The organism is Chromatiales bacterium 21-64-14 (assembly GCA_002255365.1).
Taxonomy (GTDB): domain Bacteria; phylum Pseudomonadota; class Gammaproteobacteria; order 21-64-14; family 21-64-14; genus 21-64-14.
Window position 1 is genome coordinate 65,146 of record NCBI01000008.1, and the last position, 17,497, is coordinate 82,642.

Annotated in this window: 15 protein-coding genes; 8 read left to right on the top strand and 7 right to left on the bottom strand. The window is 67.6% G+C overall.

Annotation, left to right across the window (positions count from 1 at the left end; translation table 11 throughout):
- The first annotated feature begins 26 nt into the window (after positions 1–26).
- From B7Z66_06425 to B7Z66_06435, 3 genes are read left to right on the top strand one after another with little or no spacing between them, the layout of a single operon-like run.
- The gene (locus B7Z66_06425; GenBank protein OYV77050.1) at positions 27–959 is read left to right on the top strand and encodes a 2-nitropropane dioxygenase; all 933 of its coding nucleotides are present in this window, start codon (positions 27–29) and stop codon (positions 957–959) included.
- 7 nt (positions 960–966) lie between these two features.
- Entirely contained in the window at positions 967–1,830 is an 864-nt protein-coding gene (locus B7Z66_06430; GenBank protein OYV77031.1) for a hypothetical protein, read from the top strand.
- Positions 1,831–1,862: 32 nt separating this feature from the next.
- A complete protein-coding gene (locus B7Z66_06435) occupies positions 1,863–2,225 on the top strand; it encodes a hypothetical protein (protein OYV77032.1) in 363 nt (120 codons plus the stop codon).
- A gap of 30 nt (positions 2,226–2,255) precedes the next feature.
- Here B7Z66_06435 and B7Z66_06440 read toward each other — a convergent pair whose 3' ends face one another.
- The 3 genes from B7Z66_06440 to B7Z66_06450 form a co-directional block, all read right to left on the bottom strand.
- Positions 2,256–2,510: a hypothetical protein gene (locus tag B7Z66_06440; protein OYV77051.1), complete on the bottom strand. Its 255-nt coding sequence runs from the start codon at positions 2,508–2,510 to the stop codon at positions 2,256–2,258.
- A gap of 97 nt (positions 2,511–2,607) precedes the next feature.
- A complete protein-coding gene (locus tag B7Z66_06445; GenBank protein ID OYV77033.1) occupies positions 2,608–3,744 on the bottom strand; it encodes a homoserine O-acetyltransferase in 1,137 nt (378 codons plus the stop codon).
- Between the two features lie 234 nt (positions 3,745–3,978).
- Positions 3,979–4,341, bottom strand: a complete 363-nt coding sequence (locus B7Z66_06450; GenBank protein OYV77034.1) for a hypothetical protein — start codon at positions 4,339–4,341, stop codon at positions 3,979–3,981.
- 299 nt (positions 4,342–4,640) lie between these two features.
- Here B7Z66_06450 and B7Z66_06455 point away from each other — a divergent pair, with 299 nt between their 5' ends.
- From B7Z66_06455 to B7Z66_06465, 3 genes are all read left to right on the top strand, one after another.
- Positions 4,641–5,606, top strand: coding sequence for a hypothetical protein (locus tag B7Z66_06455; protein ID OYV77052.1), 966 nt, complete (start codon positions 4,641–4,643; stop codon positions 5,604–5,606).
- A gap of 352 nt (positions 5,607–5,958) precedes the next feature.
- Complete coding sequence (locus B7Z66_06460; protein OYV77035.1) at positions 5,959–6,567, top strand: hypothetical protein; 609 nt, start codon at positions 5,959–5,961, stop codon at positions 6,565–6,567.
- Complete coding sequence (locus tag B7Z66_06465) at positions 6,564–7,565, top strand: hypothetical protein (GenBank protein ID OYV77036.1); 1,002 nt, start codon at positions 6,564–6,566, stop codon at positions 7,563–7,565. Before B7Z66_06460 ends, B7Z66_06465 begins: the two co-directional genes overlap by 4 nt.
- A 142-nt stretch (positions 7,566–7,707) precedes the next feature.
- On the opposite strand, the gene B7Z66_06470 is transcribed toward B7Z66_06465, so the two are convergent.
- Genes B7Z66_06470 through B7Z66_06485 form a run of 4 tightly spaced genes read right to left on the bottom strand, consistent with a single transcriptional unit; the run spans position 7,708 to position 12,537 of the window.
- Complete coding sequence (locus tag B7Z66_06470) at positions 7,708–9,486, bottom strand: hypothetical protein (protein OYV77037.1); 1,779 nt, start codon at positions 9,484–9,486, stop codon at positions 7,708–7,710.
- 60 nt (positions 9,487–9,546) lie between these two features.
- The gene (locus B7Z66_06475; protein OYV77038.1) at positions 9,547–10,896 is read right to left on the bottom strand and encodes a magnesium transporter; all 1,350 of its coding nucleotides are present in this window, start codon (positions 10,894–10,896) and stop codon (positions 9,547–9,549) included.
- Positions 10,851–11,705 carry a hypothetical protein gene (locus B7Z66_06480; protein ID OYV77039.1) on the bottom strand — a complete coding sequence of 285 codons (855 nt, stop codon included), beginning with the start codon at positions 11,703–11,705 and terminating at the stop codon, positions 10,851–10,853. The genes B7Z66_06475 and B7Z66_06480 overlap by 46 nt, the downstream gene beginning before the upstream one ends.
- The gene (locus B7Z66_06485; GenBank protein ID OYV77040.1) at positions 11,698–12,537 is read right to left on the bottom strand and encodes a hypothetical protein; all 840 of its coding nucleotides are present in this window, start codon (positions 12,535–12,537) and stop codon (positions 11,698–11,700) included. Before B7Z66_06485 ends, B7Z66_06480 begins: the two co-directional genes overlap by 8 nt.
- A gap of 214 nt (positions 12,538–12,751) precedes the next feature.
- On the opposite strand from B7Z66_06485, the gene B7Z66_06490 reads away from it, so the two are divergent.
- Both B7Z66_06490 and B7Z66_06495 read left to right on the top strand, forming a co-directional pair.
- Positions 12,752–12,937: a hypothetical protein gene (locus B7Z66_06490; protein OYV77053.1), complete on the top strand. Its 186-nt coding sequence runs from the start codon at positions 12,752–12,754 to the stop codon at positions 12,935–12,937.
- 286 nt (positions 12,938–13,223) lie between these two features.
- Positions 13,224–17,497: ATP-dependent DNA helicase (locus B7Z66_06495; protein ID OYV77041.1), on the top strand; the 4,274-nt coding region annotated here is incomplete at its 3' end.

Below are 17,497 nucleotides of genomic sequence, written 5' to 3' on the forward strand. Positions count from 1 at the left end.
TCCAGGTTCCGCTGATCTGCGGCGCCATGTACCCGTGCAGCAACCCCGAGCTGGTGGCTGCGGTCTCCGAGGCGGGCGGCCTGGGCATCGTGCAGCCGATCTCTCTCACCTACGTTCACGGCCACGAGTTCCGTGCCGGGCTGCGCCTGATCCGCAGCCTCACCGCGCGCCCCATCGGAATGAACGCATTGATCGAGCAGTCGTCCAAGTCCTATCGACGGCGTATGGAGCAGTGGGTAGACACGGCATTGGAGGAAGGCGTGCGGTTCTTCGTCACCTCGCTGGGCAATCCGCGCTGGGTGGTGCAGCGGGTGCATGCCGTGGGCGGCATCGTCTACCACGACGTGACCGAGGCGCGCTGGGCGCGGAAGGGTCTCGACGCCGGGGTGGACGGGCTGATCGCGGTGAACGAGCGCGCCGGGGGCCACGCCGGCACGCGCACCCCGGTGGCACTGCTGGAGGAATTGCAGGAATTCCGTGTCCCGGTGATCTGTGCCGGTGGCATCGGCAGCGCGGAGGATTTTGCCGCTGCTCTGCAGACCGGCTACGCCGGCGCTCAGCTCGGTACCCGCTTCATCGCCACCACCGAATGCCGTGCCGCGGCGCCCTACAAGGAGGCCATCCTGCGCGCTCGTGAGGAGGACATCGTGCTGAGCGAGCGGATCACCGGGGTGCCGGTGGCGGTGATCCGCACCCCATATGTGGAACGCACCGGGCTGCGGGCGGGTCCGGCCGCGCGCTGGATGCTGCGCCACCGCCGCACCAAGCACCTGATACGGACCTTGTACGCGCTGCGTTCCTTGTGGCAACTCAAGCACGCCTCGTTGGACGCGGCCGGCGTCCGCGACTATTGGCAGGCGGGCCGCAGCGTGGGCGGCATCGCATCCATTGAACCGGCCGGTGCCGTCGTCCGGGAGTTCGCCGCCACGGCGTCGGCATCCAACAGCGGTCGTGGGTAGGGAGCGGATGGAACCCAGCGAGGGCACGTTCCGCGGTGCCGATGGTGTGGAATTGCACTACCGGCGTTGGCGCCCGGAGGATGCGCGCGCGGTGCTCGTGATCATGCATGGGATCAGCGAGCACTCAGGGCGCTACGCCAATGTGGTGAACGCCGTGGTGCCCCAGGGCTACGCCGTCTACGGCTTCGATCTGCGCGGCCATGGCCGTTCGCCGGGGCAACGAGGATATATTGAATCCTGGCGCGAATACCGCGAGGACCTGGCGGCGTTCATCACCCGCATCGCGGAATGGGAACCGCACTTGCCACGTTTCCTGCTGGGCCACAGCATGGGAGGCGTGATCGCACTGGACTATTGCCTGGAACATCCGCAGGGCGTGAGCGGCGTGATCGCATCCGCCCCGGCCCTGGGGGAGATCCGTCTGCCGCGCGTGCTGTGGGCACTGGCGCACGTCATGCACCGCTTCTGGCCCCGGTTCTCGGTGCGCCTCCCATTGAGTCCGGCCGACGTGTCCCGGGATCCGGCAGTGATGAGGGACATCGATGCGGATCCGCTGATCCACAGTCAGGGCAGCGCGCGCCTCGGGATCGAACTGCAGCGCGCCGCGCGCCGCGTCCAGGAGCGGGCGCGCGAGTTTCGGGTACCGTTGCTGATCGTCCACGGCGGCGCGGACCGGCTCGTCCCCCTGGAGGGCAGCCGGCGCTTCATGCGCCACGTGCTGTTCCCCGACAAGGAACTGCTGGAGTACGCCGGCGGCTACCACGAGTTGTACAACGACATCATCCGGGACCAGGTGCTGGCGGATACGCTCCGGTGGCTGGAGCGCCACCTGCCGGAGCATGCCGCGCAGCGCGCCGGCCGCGGCGCCTGAGCCGCGCCCCGGGGCGCGGCCGTGGAGGGCCCATGGTCTATTCGATGCTAGCGGCAGCGGTGGTGCTGATGCACGCCGCCTTCGTACTGTTTGCGGTGTTCGGCGGGTTGTGGACCTGGGTGTGGCGCCGCGCCGCGTATCTGCACGTGCCCGCCTTGCTGTGGGCGGCGTGGGTGGAATTTAGCGGTGCAATCTGCCCCCTGACCTATCTGGAGGTCTGGCTGCGGGAGCGTGCCGGGGAGGCGGGTTACCGGGGCGGGTTCATCGAACACTATGTGCTGCGCGCGCTGTATCCGCCGGACCTGACCCGTTCCATCCAACTCGGGCTGGGGGCCCTGCTGGTGGTGTTCAATCTGGCGGTCTATTGGGCCGCGGCGCGGCGCCCACGCCGCTGAGCCCGGACCACTGGTGCGGCGTGGGTGGGCTCAGTCGTCGTCATCGAGCTCGGGTGGCCAGCCAAGGGTCCGCGCCTTTGCGGTGGCCGCGTCGTAGATGCGCCGGTGACGTTCACCCAGTTCCGCCGGCAGCCGGCTGGCCAAATGGCCGTACGGTTCCCAGGCAGTGCTGACCTGGTCGTAGAGCGACTGGATCCGCTCGTAGGACCAGCCAGCGCAGGTCTCCCCCTCCGGCAGGATTCCGAACACCCACGCGTCGCGCACGATGGTACCCGTGGAGGTCATGCCCCCAAACGAATCGGCGTCGAGGCCCACGTACTTAGCGTCCGGGTTTTTTCTCACCGGCGTTCGTTACCCATGGCTTGCATTGCGCGGGTGCGGCTCACAGTTCGGCGAAGAAGCGCGCCATCACCGGCGCGAAGCGTTCGCGGTCCACCAGAAACGCGTCGTGGCCGTGGATGGAGGACAGCGGCGTGAAGGTGACGTCGCGTCCCTGGGTGTACAGGCTGGCGGCGATCTCTTCCTGTTGCTGCATCGGGAACAGGAAATCGGTCTCGACCCCCACCACCAGGGTGCGGCGCGCCTGAATCCGGGCCAAGCCCGCCTCCACCGTACCTCCGTGTTCCGCCACATCGAACCAGTCCATGGCGCGGGACAGATAGAGATAGGAATTGGCATCGAAGCAGTCTACGAATTTCGTGGCGTTGTGCTCCAAATACGCCTCGATCTCGAACTCCATGGCGAACGGCGCCTGCTCGACGGCGTGGGTCTTCAGCCGCTCGCGTCCGAAACGCTGCTGCCACTCCACCGCCGAGCGGTACGACATCAACCCCAGTTTGCGTGCCAGGCGCATGCCCTCGCGCGGCCCCTTGCCGGTCGGATAGAAGCCTTCCTTCCAGGCAGGATCGTTGCGGACGATCTCCCGCTGCAGCGAGCGCAGGCCAATGGCAAACGGCGTCGCGCGGCTGGCGGCGGAGATGGTGACGAGATTGTCCACCTCCTCCGGGTACTGGATGGCATAGGCCAACGACGCCATGCCGCCCAGAGAGGCGCCCACCACTGCCCGCAGCCGCTCGACGCCTAGGGCTTGCAGGGCGGCCCGCGCGCTGCTGGTGATGTCTTCCACCGTCAGCTCCGGGAAGTTCAATCGGTAGGGTTCCTTGGTGCGCGGGTCCAGCGACGCGGGACCGGTAGTGCCGAAGCACCCGCCCAGGGAATTCACACACACTACAAAATAACGCCGGGTGTCGAGAGGGCGCCCGGGACCGATCATGTATTCCCACCAGCCGGGCGTTGCGTCTTCGGAAGATGAAGCCGCGTGGGGGCCGGGGGAGAGCCCCGTGAACAGCAGCACGGCGTTGTCGCGCTCCGGGCTCAAGGTGCCCCAGGTCTCGCAGGCGAGCTGCACCTCGGGCAGGTTGCCGCCGCGCCACAGGCGGAACGGTCCGGGCAGACGCACGATGGCAGCGGAGCCTGGTGGGGTCTCGTGGAGCGGTACTACATTACCGGCGTTGGACATAGGGCTGAGTTCCTGCAATCGCGCCCGCGCCCGTTCACCCGGCGCAGGGTGCCTGTAGCAACGGGACGCCCGGGCTTCCGGAGGTCCTCCCAACGGCGGGGTGTTCCGGGACGGGCCAAACCCGACTAGTACAGTCGGGTATTATGGCAGACCCGGAAGGGAAAGGGTAGCGTCAAGGGCCGCTGCCCGATGGGTCCCGGGGGGGGCGGCAGGGCGGGAGCGGCGTGGGGCCGCTCAGTGGAGCCCGCGCAGCCAACTCCAAGCGTCCTGGAGTTCGGCTTCCCCGAAGTGCTTGAGTTCCGCCTTGGCAAAGCAGTGATGAATGTCGGGCCACCACTTCTCCCAGGTGCGGTTCCCGACCACCGCCATACGCTCGATCTTGCCCGCGCGCCGCAGCGTGAATTTCAGGTGCTCCAGCACCGCGCCGGGATGGACACCCTTGAGCCGGTCCAGATCCAGCAGCAGGCGGATGCGCCCGGTCTCGTCGATGGCCTGTTCCAGCGAATTGCTCAGTTCCCGGAATTCCTGCTTGGTGATCTGCTCCCCGAGGGAGTAGCCCAGCACGTTCTCGGTGCTCTCTTCCAACTTGGTGTACATAACGCCCTCCTGCCCGCGTGATTGCTCACGCAGCTATTTTGGCCCCGCCCCTCCCGGTTGGGAAGTGTCAAAAGTAGTAGGAGGGTCAGGCCTTTACTTTATACCTTCGCGCAACTCGGCCTGTCCCACGGCGCGGATCCCTAGCCTAATCACCCGGCCGATCCACGTGGGCTGACGGCGCATCCGCTCTACGCCGGGCTATAAAGTAAAGGCCTGACCCCATCCGTGTGGGATCAGTACAACCCGCCGGTGCGCCGGGTTGCGGTGTTCCGAATGGCCGTCCAGAATGACCCATGGCCATGGACTTTTCGTTCGGCAGTTTGGCGTTTACGACCGGCCACTATCTGTGGGAATTCGCGGAGGTGGCGGTATTGGGTTTCTTCGCCGCCGGGCTGTTGCAGGCGGTCGTCCGGCCCGACGCGCTGCGGCGTTTGGTTGGTGGCGGCGCGCTGCGCTCCAACCTCGCGGGCGCCACGGCGGGCTTCCTCACGCCGCTGTGCTGTTGCACCGCGATACCGACCGCGATCGAATTATATCGCGCGACCGGGCGCCGCGGACCCGCGTGCGCATTCCTGATCGCGACCCCGTGGTTCAACTGGTATGGACTGATCGCCCTGGCCGTGTTCCTGGGCTGGCCGCTCGCGGGCGCGATCGCCGGTTGTGGCGTAATGATCGGAACGATGACTGGCCTGCTGGTGGATCTGCTCGGCAGCCCGGCCCGCAGCGCGGTATCGGCGGCGGTGACCGTGCCGGAAGTCCCAACCACGCAGGGCTCGGAAACGAGCTGCGGGTGCACTTCGTGCGAGATCCCGCCCCCGGGCGGTACGGAGCGCTGGGTGGATTTCTCGCACCCACGCGACAAGCTGCGCCAAGCGTTGGGTACCGCCTACGGTTTGCTGCGCGAGCTCGCGCCGTGGATCCTCGCGGGTGCCGTACTCGGCGCGCTGGTCAAGGAGTTCCTGCCCGCGGATTGGGTCATGCGCTATGGCGCGGGGGCGAGCATCGCTGGCGTGGCCCTCGCGGTGGCAGTTGCGAGCGTCCTTTATACAGACAGCCTGGGATCACTGCCATGGATCCACGCATTGCAGGTGAAAGGGCTGGGCGCCGGCAACGCAATGCTGCTGCTGGTCGCCGGAGTCGGGACCAACGTCGCGACCCTCGGGCCGGTAGGCCGGCGGATGGGAACGCGCACCGCTGTAGTCTACGCGGGCGGCGTCGTTGTCACCGCGGTATTGCTCGCGCTGGTCCTAAATCGGCTGTTCTGACGGCCGTGGCACGCTGCACTCCTCGCCCGCGCATATGGGGTACGGCCAGTAGGGTCTGGCGATCGGCGGGCCAAGCATTTACCTCAAGAGCGTCGCAGCAACCCGGTCTGTTCCGCGGCGCGTCCGCACCCCAGTCACCCGGCCGATCCACGCGGACCGACGGGGGCATCCGCTCACCCACCATACGGTAACAGATTGACTTTAATCGCTCTTCTACTCGTTCTCGGGGCATCTGATTCACCGCCGCTTAGCGGGAACTGCCCCGCGCGACTACGGTCTCAATTGAGATATCCCGGACTGCGACCCCGCCGCGTCCCGGGCCCTGTTCCGCAATTCCGGGAGACACCCCGCCGTGCGATCGGCACGCCATCGTGATGTCCGCCGCCTGCTGAGCGCGGTATTGGTGGCCGCGATGACTGCGTTGCTCGGCTGGCAGGTCTATCGCCAATGGTCGCAGGGTGACGATTTTCCGCAGATCGCCGCCCGCGGGGCCGCCGGACCCTACCGGCTACTCGTCGGCACCATCCCCGGCGATCTCAGCACCCGGGCCGCGCACATCGCGATCGACGTGCGGGACATGCGCACCGGCCGCGGCGCACCGGACGTGCGCGTAGCAGTGTCCGCCGTCAACCTCGAAGGGCGGCGCCTGGGGCCCATCGTCGCCCGCAACGGCGGTATGGATCGCCAGTATTACGATGCCCGGGTCGCGTTCCCGGCAACCGGACCCTGGCGGGTGCGGGTGCGCGTGCAAGGTGCGGCGGGGGCCGGCAGCCTCGAGGTTCCGCTGACGGTCGCAGCACCCACGATACCCTGGGTGCTCATCCTGCGTTGGCTGATTCCCTCCGGACTGCTACTCGCCGCGATCGGCTATACGCGCCGTGAACGCCGGCCGCTGGCGCTCCCGGGTGAGTCTGTGTCCGACCGTGCCCGGAGCGGTGGGCCCGCCGGCGCACACCGATGATCCACCTGCTCCGCCGTATTGCCGCCCGCGCCGGCCAAGCCGTGCTGGTGCTGCTGACGGTCGGCATCGCCCCCGCCTACGCCCACGGCTGGATCTTCCCCGGCGAGCCGGTGTGGGCCTTGTGGGAGGTCACGCCCGAAGTCACTCTGCCGACACTGCTGGTGGTCGGCCTGTACTGGGCGGGGACGCGCAAGCGGCGGCAGCGCGGTCACCCGACCGGGCGTTGGCGCCAGACCGCCTTCTATACAGGGGTTGCCGCGATCTACCTCGCCCTGCAGGGGCCGCTCGACCCGATGGCGGACCGGTTGTTCGTCGCCCATCAGATTGAGCACCTGCTGCTGCGCATGCTCGGGCCCATGCTCCTCTCATTGTCGGCACCAATCGCCGAGTTACTGATGGGCTTCCCCATGTGGGCGCGCCGTACGATCGTGCGCCCGGTGGTCCGTAACCGGGTGGTGCGCGCGATCTACGCATTCTTTCTGCACCCCGCAGTGGCCACCACGATGTTTGTCGGTGCCCTGTATTTCTGGCAGATCCCGCACTACCACGACTTGGCCATCCTCGACGATCCGTTCCACGACCTGATGCACTTCACCATGCTCTGGAGCGGGCTGTTCTTCTTCTGGCTGATGCTCGATCCGCGCTCCCGCTCCGCTGTGCGTGTGCCCTACCGGCTGCGCTACACGCTGCTCGTGTTCAGCATGCTCGCGACCATCGTGCTCGGGGCCACTATCACCTTCAAGGGGATTGAGTGGTATCCAGCCTATGATTTGTGGGGGCGCCTGTGGGGGGTGAACCCGATGGTTGACGAGACCTGGGGCGGGCTTTTGATTTGGATTCCAAGCGCCATGATGAGTGTGATCACAGGCCTCGTCATGTTGCGCATGTTGTTGCGCTTCGATCAGCAGGGGATGGCGCAGCGCACCGCACGGACGTCGGCGCGCGTGGCCGACGGCGACGGGGGTCCGGCACCCGCGCAGCACGGCGCGTTGCCCTGATCGTGCCGACTACCCGCCGGCGGCGCAAGGATACGGGAAACTCCCGACGATTGCGCCCGTCCCCGGGTTCCGCTGCGCTTCATCCGGGCTACGATGCGCGCCATGCAGCGTTGGAGCACGGCGGCGGCGATGAATCCGGGCGTCACCGAAACGGGACTCCTGCCCGTTCCGCAAACATTCTTTTCGCGGCGCCCAGCGCGTGTTCGATGGCTGGACGTCTGTAATCCCACTGCTCGTCGTGGGTAGGCGGGTTGATGACCATGGTCGCATTGGCTTCGTACAAAAGGACGTTGCCGTTCCTGTCGATCCCGAAATCGATGCCGCAATAATCCAGGTCCAGGGCTCGGCTTATGTTCTCCAGCGCGGCTGTCGCGTTGGGGCCGATAAACGCGGAAAAGTTGTTCAAAAACGCTTCTTCTTCCGCGCGATATTGCGCGTATTCGTCCATGTCGGAACTGAAGTAATGGACCTTCCACTGCGTCGATATAGCCATATGTATGGGAAATAGTGAGCCGTTGATCGACATGACCCGGTATTTTCTGAAAAGGGAATCTTCTGGGCGTGAATCGAGGAACTCTATGGCCAGCAACTGCTCCCCTGGCAACTCTTCGTAGGCGGAACTCGATGCGTCTTCGATGCAAACGAAATGATTGCCGCCGTGAAAGCCCGGAGCGCGAAACAGCAGGGGGAATGTGAATCCTTTTTGCGCAAGCATTTGCAGGATCTGCCCTGACGGAACATCTTTTCTCGAAATGAGGGCCATGCGGGGCGCAATCACTCCGGGAAGAGATGCCAGTCGTTCGCTATTCGCGAGACGCCCGGTTTTCAGAACGGCATCGGGGTGATTGATCAAGGGTGCCTGCGCGCTTTCGACGAGCCGGTTTGCGATTTTTAGCCCTTCATGACACAGATCGGCATCGCCGATCGCATTAAAAATCAATTGATGTGGGGGCAGGTGGCGGTCGAAGTATTCGACTGCAATGATCGTCGCCCGGAACACCCGGCTGTCGATCAGAAGGCGCCATGGGATGTTGCCTTCGAGGGCGGAAGCCAGGATCACCAATTGACTTGGTTCGCCGCGCCCGCGATAGGCCAGGGTGGATACGGGTTGCGTTCCGAACCCTTTGTGAATATGGCGTTTGGCTTGGTCCCCGTTGCCACGTCTCTGCAACAGCGAGGCCAAGCCCTGATGGGCCGGAGCCAGGTCGGGCTGGAGATCCAACGCGATATTGAATTGCTCCTCGGCGGCCGGCAAGTCATCCATGTAGAGGAGCACGTTGCCCAAGTTGACATGGGCCTTGACTTCGTTCGGGTGATGCGTGACTGCAGCGGAATAAGCCGTGCGCGCCGCAGAAGTATATCCGGTTTCGAAAAGCAAGGTCCCAAGGTTGTTCCATGCCCCGAAATGGGTCGGCTCGATCTTGATCACGTCGATAAAAATCGATTTCGCTTCTTCCAGATCTTCGTCCCGATCGGACGCGGACAGGAAATTAGCCAGATTGAAACGAATTCCGACCGTCCCCTTATCCAGAAGGGCGGCTTGCCGGTGGCATTGCTCCGCTTCATCCCGATGCCTTTGTTTTTCGAGAACGAGCCCGAGGTTGGAATGCGCCGCAGCGTTCCCCGGATCGGCGGCGATTGCTTGGCGGTAACATTCCAACGCCCTGTCGTCCCGGCCTGAAGCGGCATGCGATAGACCGAGGTTGAACCAGGACTGCGAAGCCAGCGGGTTCAGCGCAACAGCCCGTTCCCAGTAGCGTTCCGCCTGGACGGCATCGCCGAGCATAGATGCGCAAATTCCTGCGATATTGCACAATTCCGCGTTCTCGGAATCGAGTTTTAAGGCGTCGCAAGCCGCATCCAGTGCCTGCTGGATCTGTCCGCTCGCCAGGAGTTCATGCACCGCCGATATGTCGTACATATGCCCTCGTTTGGATTCCTAAGGAATCTTGCGATTCCGATGGCGGTCCGGGCGTGCGCCTTATAGTAGCGACTGGAGCAGGGTGGCGGTACCGAGGAACGAGAAGAACCCGGTCACGTCGGTGATGGTGGTCAGTACGATGGAAGAGGATTGGGCCGGGTCCTGCCCCAGGCGGGTCAGCAGGATCGGGATCACCGCCCCGGCGAAGCCCGCGGCGATCATGGAGACGACCATGCTGATTGAGATCACCAGCGCGAGTCCGTAGGAGCGGCTCCAGATGTAGACGCCGAGCGCGGTGGTCAGGGCGATGGCCACGCCATTCAGCATTCCGACGGACACCTCTTTGAACACCACCCGCGTCCAGTGCCGGACACCGATCTCCCGCAGGAACAGTCCGCGCATGGTAACCGCCAGGGCCTGGGCCCCGGCATTGCCGGATTGGCCTGCCACTACCGGCAGCAGTACCGCCAGAGCGGTGAACTTGGCGATGGTGTTCTCGAACAAGCCCACCACGGAGGCTGCCAGGAATGCAGTGAGGAGATTGATCTCCAACCACGGCAGGCGCTTGCGCACCGCGAACACCGGGGGCGAGAGCGCGCGTTCGTCGCGGCTCGCGCCGACCATGGTCTGGAGATCCAGGCTGGCTTCTTCCTGCAACGCGGTGACCAGCGCCGACTGGCGGATCACGCCCACCAACCGCCCGGAGAAGTCCACCACCGGCAGGTCCGGGAGCCGGTACTGTTCCAGCCGTTCCACTACCTCTTCCCGTGGCGCCAAGTCGGTGACCACACCGACCACCGGACGCGCCAAGCCGTGCAGGAGTTGCTCCGGGTCCGCCAGGGCCAGCGCCTCGATCTCGATACGCCCGTCCAGGCGGCCCTCATCGTCCATCAGGTACAGTTCCCGCACGCCGTGTCGGCGCAGGGTACGCAAACGGCTGAGGGCCTCGTTCACGCTCATGCCGGCACGGAACGGAACGATACGCGGGTCCATGAGCTGGCCGGCCGTGTCCGGTGGATAGCTCAGCAGGGTGCGCACTTCGCGGGCTACGGACGGCTCCAACTGCGCGATCAGGTCCTCGCGCCGCGCGTTCTCCAAGCGCCGCAGAAGCGCCGCGGCCCGGGACGGTTCCAACTCCGCCAGCAAGCGCGCAACCTGGTCGCCGGGCAGGTGCGCCGCCAAGGCCTCTTCCACGTCCGGTGCGAGCTGGGTCCACACCGGCGCGACCACGTGCACCGGTTCCGCCCCCAGCAGCGCGGCGGCCTCCGTGAGGGGGAGGGTTTCCAATTTCTGCGCGGCCTCTTGCGGATAGTCCAGCAGGAAGCGCCGGTTCAGGGCATCGATCGCGGCAGTCGCGTCCCCGGTCATGGCGTATCCCTCCGGTCTCCACGCGCCGCGGCGTCCACCCATACCCGCAGCCCGGCCTCGATCATCGCGAACATACCCAACCAATAGGCCCCCGTCAGTGCCGCCAGTGCCTCGCCCACTTGAGCGGAGGACACCGGGCCTTGCTGGGCCAACGCACGGGTGAGATCCGCGCGATGCAGCACGCCGGCGAAGCGTCCCCCCCAGTCCACCACTGGCAGGGCGCGCAGGTCTTCCCACGCCGGATGGACGTGCACCGATCGCAGGCCGGCGCGCGCCCGCACCACCGCGGGTGGCGCGTGCATGAGCCGCGCCAGGGGGACATTGGGGCTGGCGCGCACCACTTCCGCCAGATGCGCGACGCCCCGCAGTTGATGGTCCGAGCTGACCACATACACATACAGCGCGCGCTCCGGGTCGCGGACCCGATTCATGTGGGCGAGGGCCTCTTCCGCGGGACAGTCGGCATGCAGGGCCAGGGCGTCCGGGTCCATCCACGCCCCGACCGTGTCTTCGGGGTAACCCACCAGCAGCCGGAACAGGGCCGCGACAGCGCTCGGGAGTTGCTCCAGTATCGCGTCTCGTTGCTCCGGGAGCAGATAGCGCAACACCGCGGTGCCGGACTGGGGCCCGAGGGCGCGCATCAGCCCGGCGGCGGCCTCCGCCTCCATGGGTTCCACGCAGCGTGCCGCATGAAACGCCATCATGTGCCGCACCACCGGCGCAGTGAGGCGCACCGGCGCCGCTTCCAGCAGTGCCGCGGCGCTTTCCGGGGCGAGCCGTTCCAGCACCCGCGCCGCGTCGGCGGGATGCGCCTCGACAAACGCCAGGGACAGCTGTTCCGCCCTAGCCATCGGCGCCGCGTCCGATCAGCAGCAGGGTGGGTTCCTCGTTGAACACCTTCGCGGGCAGGGTCACCCGTCCTTCCGGGGTCTCCAGCACCACGCTGGTGGCGGTGAGGTCCAGGATCGTGCCCTGGTAGGCGCCGATGCGCACCGTCTGGCCCACCCGGTAGCTCTGGCGCAGATACTGGGCGCCGATCAGGTTGCTCACCAGGGTACGCGCCCCCAAGCTCACCGCCAGGGCCACGCCGCCCAGCAGGGTGGCGGTAACCACCGTGGCCAGGATCACCAGGAACGTCACGTCGAGACCGATCTGCTCGGCCCCGATCAGCAGCGCCGCGGCCAGGATCGCCAACTGCACCATGCGCGCCAAGGCACCGCGCTGGCCCGGGGTGGTCAGTACCGGGGCGGCGAGTACCAGGTCCCGCGCCAGGGAGCTTACCAGCAGGCCCGCGATGACGATCAGGGCGCCGGCGATCAGGGTCGGCAGGTAGATCACCACCCGGTTGAGCCAGGTGGAGAATGCGTCGAGTCCGAGCACCTGGGTCGCGGCGGTGACGAAGAACAGCATCACTACCCAGAACACGATGCTGCCGAGGATGCGCGTGGAGGCGGGGGACACCTTGGCCCGCGGCACATCACGGGCGCGCGAGAAGCGTGCCAGCACGCCATCCAGCAGGTGCGCGAGCCGGATGGTGACGGAGCGCAACAGCCGCGCCGTGATCCAACCTGCCAGCAGCAGGGCCAGCGCGCCCAGCAGATTCGGCATGAAGTGCACCAGCCGTTCGGTGAGCTGGGAGAAGACACCACGCAGGGCAGTGCTCCAATCCGGGTAGATGTCCATCGGGGGTTCTCCTGTGGCGGTTCGCGGCACCGGGCCGACACGGAAATCCCGTTACCGTGGGTCCGGCGGACGTCCGTTCCGCTACAGCATAGCCCACTAGCGGCGGGTGGCCACGCACTGCGGGTGAATCGGCCGAAATCCGGGTTTATAGTGTGCCATGCGCCTGTGGCGCGGCCGCCCGGCCGCCGGGCATCGACAGGAGGGTGCGCCCATGATTCAGGTCCAGTGGGACGAGGACGTCTGTATCCACAGCGGCAAGTGCGTGAAGGCCCTGCCGAAGGTGTTCCGGATCGACACCAAAGGGAATTTTGAGATCGACACCCGGGGTGCCGACGAGGCCTCGGTGCGGCGGGTCGTGGACGCATGCCCGTCCGGTGCCCTCCAGGTAGTGGATGACTGAGACCCCGGACCACGCCGTTACCCGGGCGTCGCGGCCGGGAGCAGAACTCCGCCGGTCAGCCGCGCATCCTGGGACGGGGTCCGAGGAGCGAGGGCGCAGTTCCCGTCGGCGTTCTGCCGGTGTTGTGTCAGTACCGCGGTGGCGAATCTGAGGGGTCTTTTGCGCAATGTGGCCCGAGACCCTACACTGGGTGGGCACTGAGTCAGTGCTATTGGTCCCCAAGGCCCTTCGGTCCCGACGGCCGCCGTGGTGACGTCTCCAGCGTAAGGGATCCATACTCACGCCCATGGACCTTCCCACCTTCCATCCCGCGGTTGCGCGCTGGTTCGCCCAGCGTTTCCCGGCGCCCACCGGTTCCCAGTCCCAGGCTTGGTCCGCCATCCAGGCGGGGCGCCACACCCTGGTCGCTGCTCCCACCGGGTCCGGCAAGACCCTGGCCGCGTTCCTCGCCGCCATCGATGAACTGGTGCGCCTCGGGATCGCTGGCGGGCTCGCCGATGAGATCCGCGTGGTCTATGTCTCGCCGCTGAAAGCGCTCTCCAACGACATCCAGCGCAACCTCGAACAACCCCTCGCGGGCATCCGCGCGGAACTCGCCGCCGCCGGCCTCCCGGAACTGGAGATCCGCACCCTGGTGCGCACCGGCGACACGCCACAGTCGGAACGCGCCGCCATGCGCCGGCGCCCGCCCCACATCCTGGTCACCACGCCCGAGACCTTATATATCCTCCTCACCAGCGAGAGCGGCCGCGCCATGCTGGGCAGCGTGCGCACGGTGATCGTGGACGAAATCCACGCCCTCGCCCCCAACAAGCGTGGCGCGCATCTCGCGCTCAGCCTGGAGCGGCTGGAAGCCCTCACCGGCCCGGGGCTGCGCCGCATCGGGCTCTCCGCCACCCAGCGCCCGGTGGAGGAAGTGGCCCGGTTCCTGGTGGGCGCGGCCCACTGCGCGCCCGACGGGACCCCCGATTGCGCCCTGGTGGATACCGGCCACGTCCGCGCCCGCGACCTCGCCTTGGAGGTTCCGCCTTCACCCCTGGAGGCGGTGATGTCCGCCGAGGTGTGGGAGCAGGTCTACGATCGCATCGCCGAGTTGGTCGCAGCGCATCGCACCACGCTGGTATTCGTGAACACCCGGCGTCTGTGCGAACGCGTCGCGCGCCACCTCGCCGAGCGTCTCGGGGAGGACGCGGTTACTTCCCACCACGGCAGCCTCGCGCGCGAGCATCGCCTCGCCGCCGAGCAGAAACTCAAGGCCGGCGCGCTGCGCGCCCTGGTGGCCACCGCCTCCCTGGAACTGGGCATCGACATCGGCGACGTCGATCTCGTGTGCCAGCTCGGCTCGCCGCGCTCCATCGCCGCGTTGCTCCAGCGCGTGGGCCGTTCCGGCCACGCCGTGACCGGCACCCCGCGCGGGCGTTTGTTCCCGCTGAGCCGCGACGAACTCGTGGAGTGCGCCGCGCTGCTCGATGCGGTGCGCCGCGGCGAACTTGACCGGTTGAGCATTCCCGAGCGTCCCCTCGACGTCCTCGCCCAACAGATCGTCGCCGAGGTGGCGTGCCGCGAGTGGGCCGAAGACGAACTCTACGACCGGATCGTCCGTGCCTGGCCCTATCGCAAGCTCGCGCGTGCCGACTTCGATGCCGTGGTGCGCATGCTGGCGGACGGTTTCGCCACCAGCCGCGGGCGGCGCGCCGCACTCCTGCACCGCGACGCCGTGCACCGGCGTCTGCGGGCGCGCCGCGGTGCGCGCCTCACTGCCATCACCAGCGGCGGCACCATCCCGGATCTCGCCGATTATCAGGTGATCCTGGAGCCCGGCGGGCGCTTCATCGGTACCCTCAACGAGGATTTCGCCATCGAGAGCCTGGCCGGCGATATCTTCCAGCTCGGCAACCATTCCTATCGCATCCAGCGGGTCGAGGCCGGCACGGTGCGCGTCGAGGACGCCCACGGCCAGCCTCCGAACCTGCCGTTCTGGATCGGCGAGGCGCCGGGGCGCAGCGACGAATTATCGGGCGCGGTCGCGCGCCTGCGCCGGGAGTTGGCGGCGCGCCTGGAGCAGGGCGGTGTAGCCGCGGCGCAGGAACACCTGATCCGTGCGCCCGGCCTGGAGCCCGCCGCCGCCGCGCAGATCGCGGAATATCTGGCCGCGGCGCGCGCCGCGCTGGGCGCGCTGCCCACCCACGACACGGTGATCCTGGAGCGCTTCTTCGACGAATCCGGCGGGATGCAGTTGGTCGTCCATGCGCCATTCGGCAGCCGCATCAACCGCGCCTGGGGCCTCGCGCTGCGCAAGCGCTTCTGCCGCAAGTTCAACTTCGAGTTGCAGGCGGCGGCCACCGAAGACGCCATCGTGCTGTCGCTGACCGCGGCGCACAGCTTCCCCCTGGAAGAAGTAAGCCGTTATCTGCACCCCGGCAGCGCCCGCGGGGTGTTGACCCAGGCGCTGCTGGCGGCGCCGTTGTTTACCAGCCGCTGGCGCTGGAACGCCGCCGTCGCCCTTGCGCTGCCGCGTTTTCAGGGTGGTCGGCGCACACCGCCCCAGCTCCAGCGCATGCGCGCGGAGGACCTGCTCGGGGCGGTGTTTCCCGATCAGGTGGCGTGCGCCGAAAACGTGGTGGGCGACCGCGAGATCCCAGATCATCCCCTGGTCGAGCAGACCCTGCGCGATTGTCTCGAAGAGGCCATGGACGCCGCCGGTCTGGAGCGGGTGCTCGCCGCCGTGCATGCGGGCGCGATCCGCATCGTCGCGCGCGACCTGGCGGAGCCTTCGCCGCTCGCCCAGGAGATCCTGAGCGCGCGGCCCTACGCCTTCCTCGACGATGCACCGCTGGAAGAGCGCCGTACCCAGGCGGTGCTGAGCCGGCGCTGGCTCGACCCCGAGAGCGCCGCCGACCTCGGGCGTCTCGACCCCGAGGCCATCGCGCGGGTGCGCGCAGAGGCATGGCCGGTCGCCGATAATCCCGACGAGTTGCACGACGCGCTCGTGTTGTTGGGTTTTCTGAGCGCGGATGAGTTGGCCGCGGGTACCGGATGGACGGCGCACCTCGCTGCGCTGGTTGCGCAACGGCGTGCCACCGCACTGGCAGCGGTTGCGGGCGGTAATGGGCTGTGGGTGGCCGCGGAACGCCTGCCCCAGCTCCAGGCGATCCTCCCGGATGCGGTGCCGGATCCGGAGATCACCGCCCCTGCGGAATTCGCCGAGCGCCCCTGGTCGCGCGAGGAGGCGCTCGCAGAAGTGGTGCGCGGGCGCCTGGAGGGCCTCGGCCCGGTGAACGCCGTGGTCCTGGCCCACGCACTGGGCGTGCCGGCGGCGGACGTGGAGATCGCCCTCGCCGCGCTGGAATCCGAAGGCTACGCGCTGCGCGGCGCATTCACCGAGGGGGCGCTCGGCATCGAGTGGTGCGAGCGTGGCCTGCTCGCGCGTATCCAGCGCTACACACTCAAGCGCCTGCGCCGCGAGATCGAGCCGGTGTCCGGCGCCGACTTCCTGCGCTTCCTGTTTGTCTGGCAACGGGTCGCACTGGAGACCCGCGGTGAAGGCCTCCAGGCACTGGCCGCGGTGCTGGAACAACTCGACGGCTTCGAGGCGCCGGCGGCCGCCTGGGAGGCCGATCTCCTCCCCGCGCGTCTCAGTGATTACGCGCCGGATTGGCTCGACGGTCTGTGCCGTGCTGGGCGCGTGCGCTGGGCGCGCCTCACCCCGCCGCGCGGTGCCGCGCCGCGGGAGCGGGCCGCCGGGCCGGTACGCACCACCCCGATCGCCTTGGTGGGGCGCCGCGGCTACGCCGACTGGCGTGGCGCCGACCCGGTGTCATCCGGTGCTCCGCATTCCGCCCGCGCACGGGCCGTGGCGGATTACCTGTGCGCCCACGGCGCCTCGTTCTTCGACGAATTGCTTGACCGCACCGGCCTGCTGCGCACGCAACTCGAAGAAGCCCTGGGTGAACTCGTCGCCGCGGGCCGCGTCACCGCCGACGGTTTCGACGGCCTGCGCGCCCTGCTCGTCCCCTCCAACCGCCGCCGCGCCCACGGCGGTGGGGCGCACCGCCACCACCGGCCCGCGCCCTTCGCCATCGAAGATGCCGGGCGCTGGGCCCTGTTGCCCGGCCATGCGGCAACCGAAGAGCCCGCCGCCAACCCCGCCGCCGACCACGCTCCAGGGGAGCGACGCCCGCGCCCCTGGAGTACCTCCGGCATGTCTCCGGAGCGCGTCGAGCGCATCGCGCGCACCCTGTTGCGCCGCTACGGCGTGGTGTTCCGCCGCGTGCTGGAGCGCGAGACCGCGCACCTGCCCACCTGGCGTGAACTACTGCTGGTTTACCGGCGCCTGGAGGCGCGCGGCGAGATCCGCGGCGGGCGCTTCGTCGCTACCGCGACCGGCGAACAATACGCACTGCCCGAGGCCGTGGGCACGTTGCGCGATATCCGCCGCCGGGAGAAGACTGGAACGCTCATCTCGGTGAGCGCCGCCGATCCCCTCAACCTGGTCGGCATCGTCACCCCGGGCGTCCGTGTGCCCGCGCTGGCTGCCAACCGCATCCTCTATCGCGACGG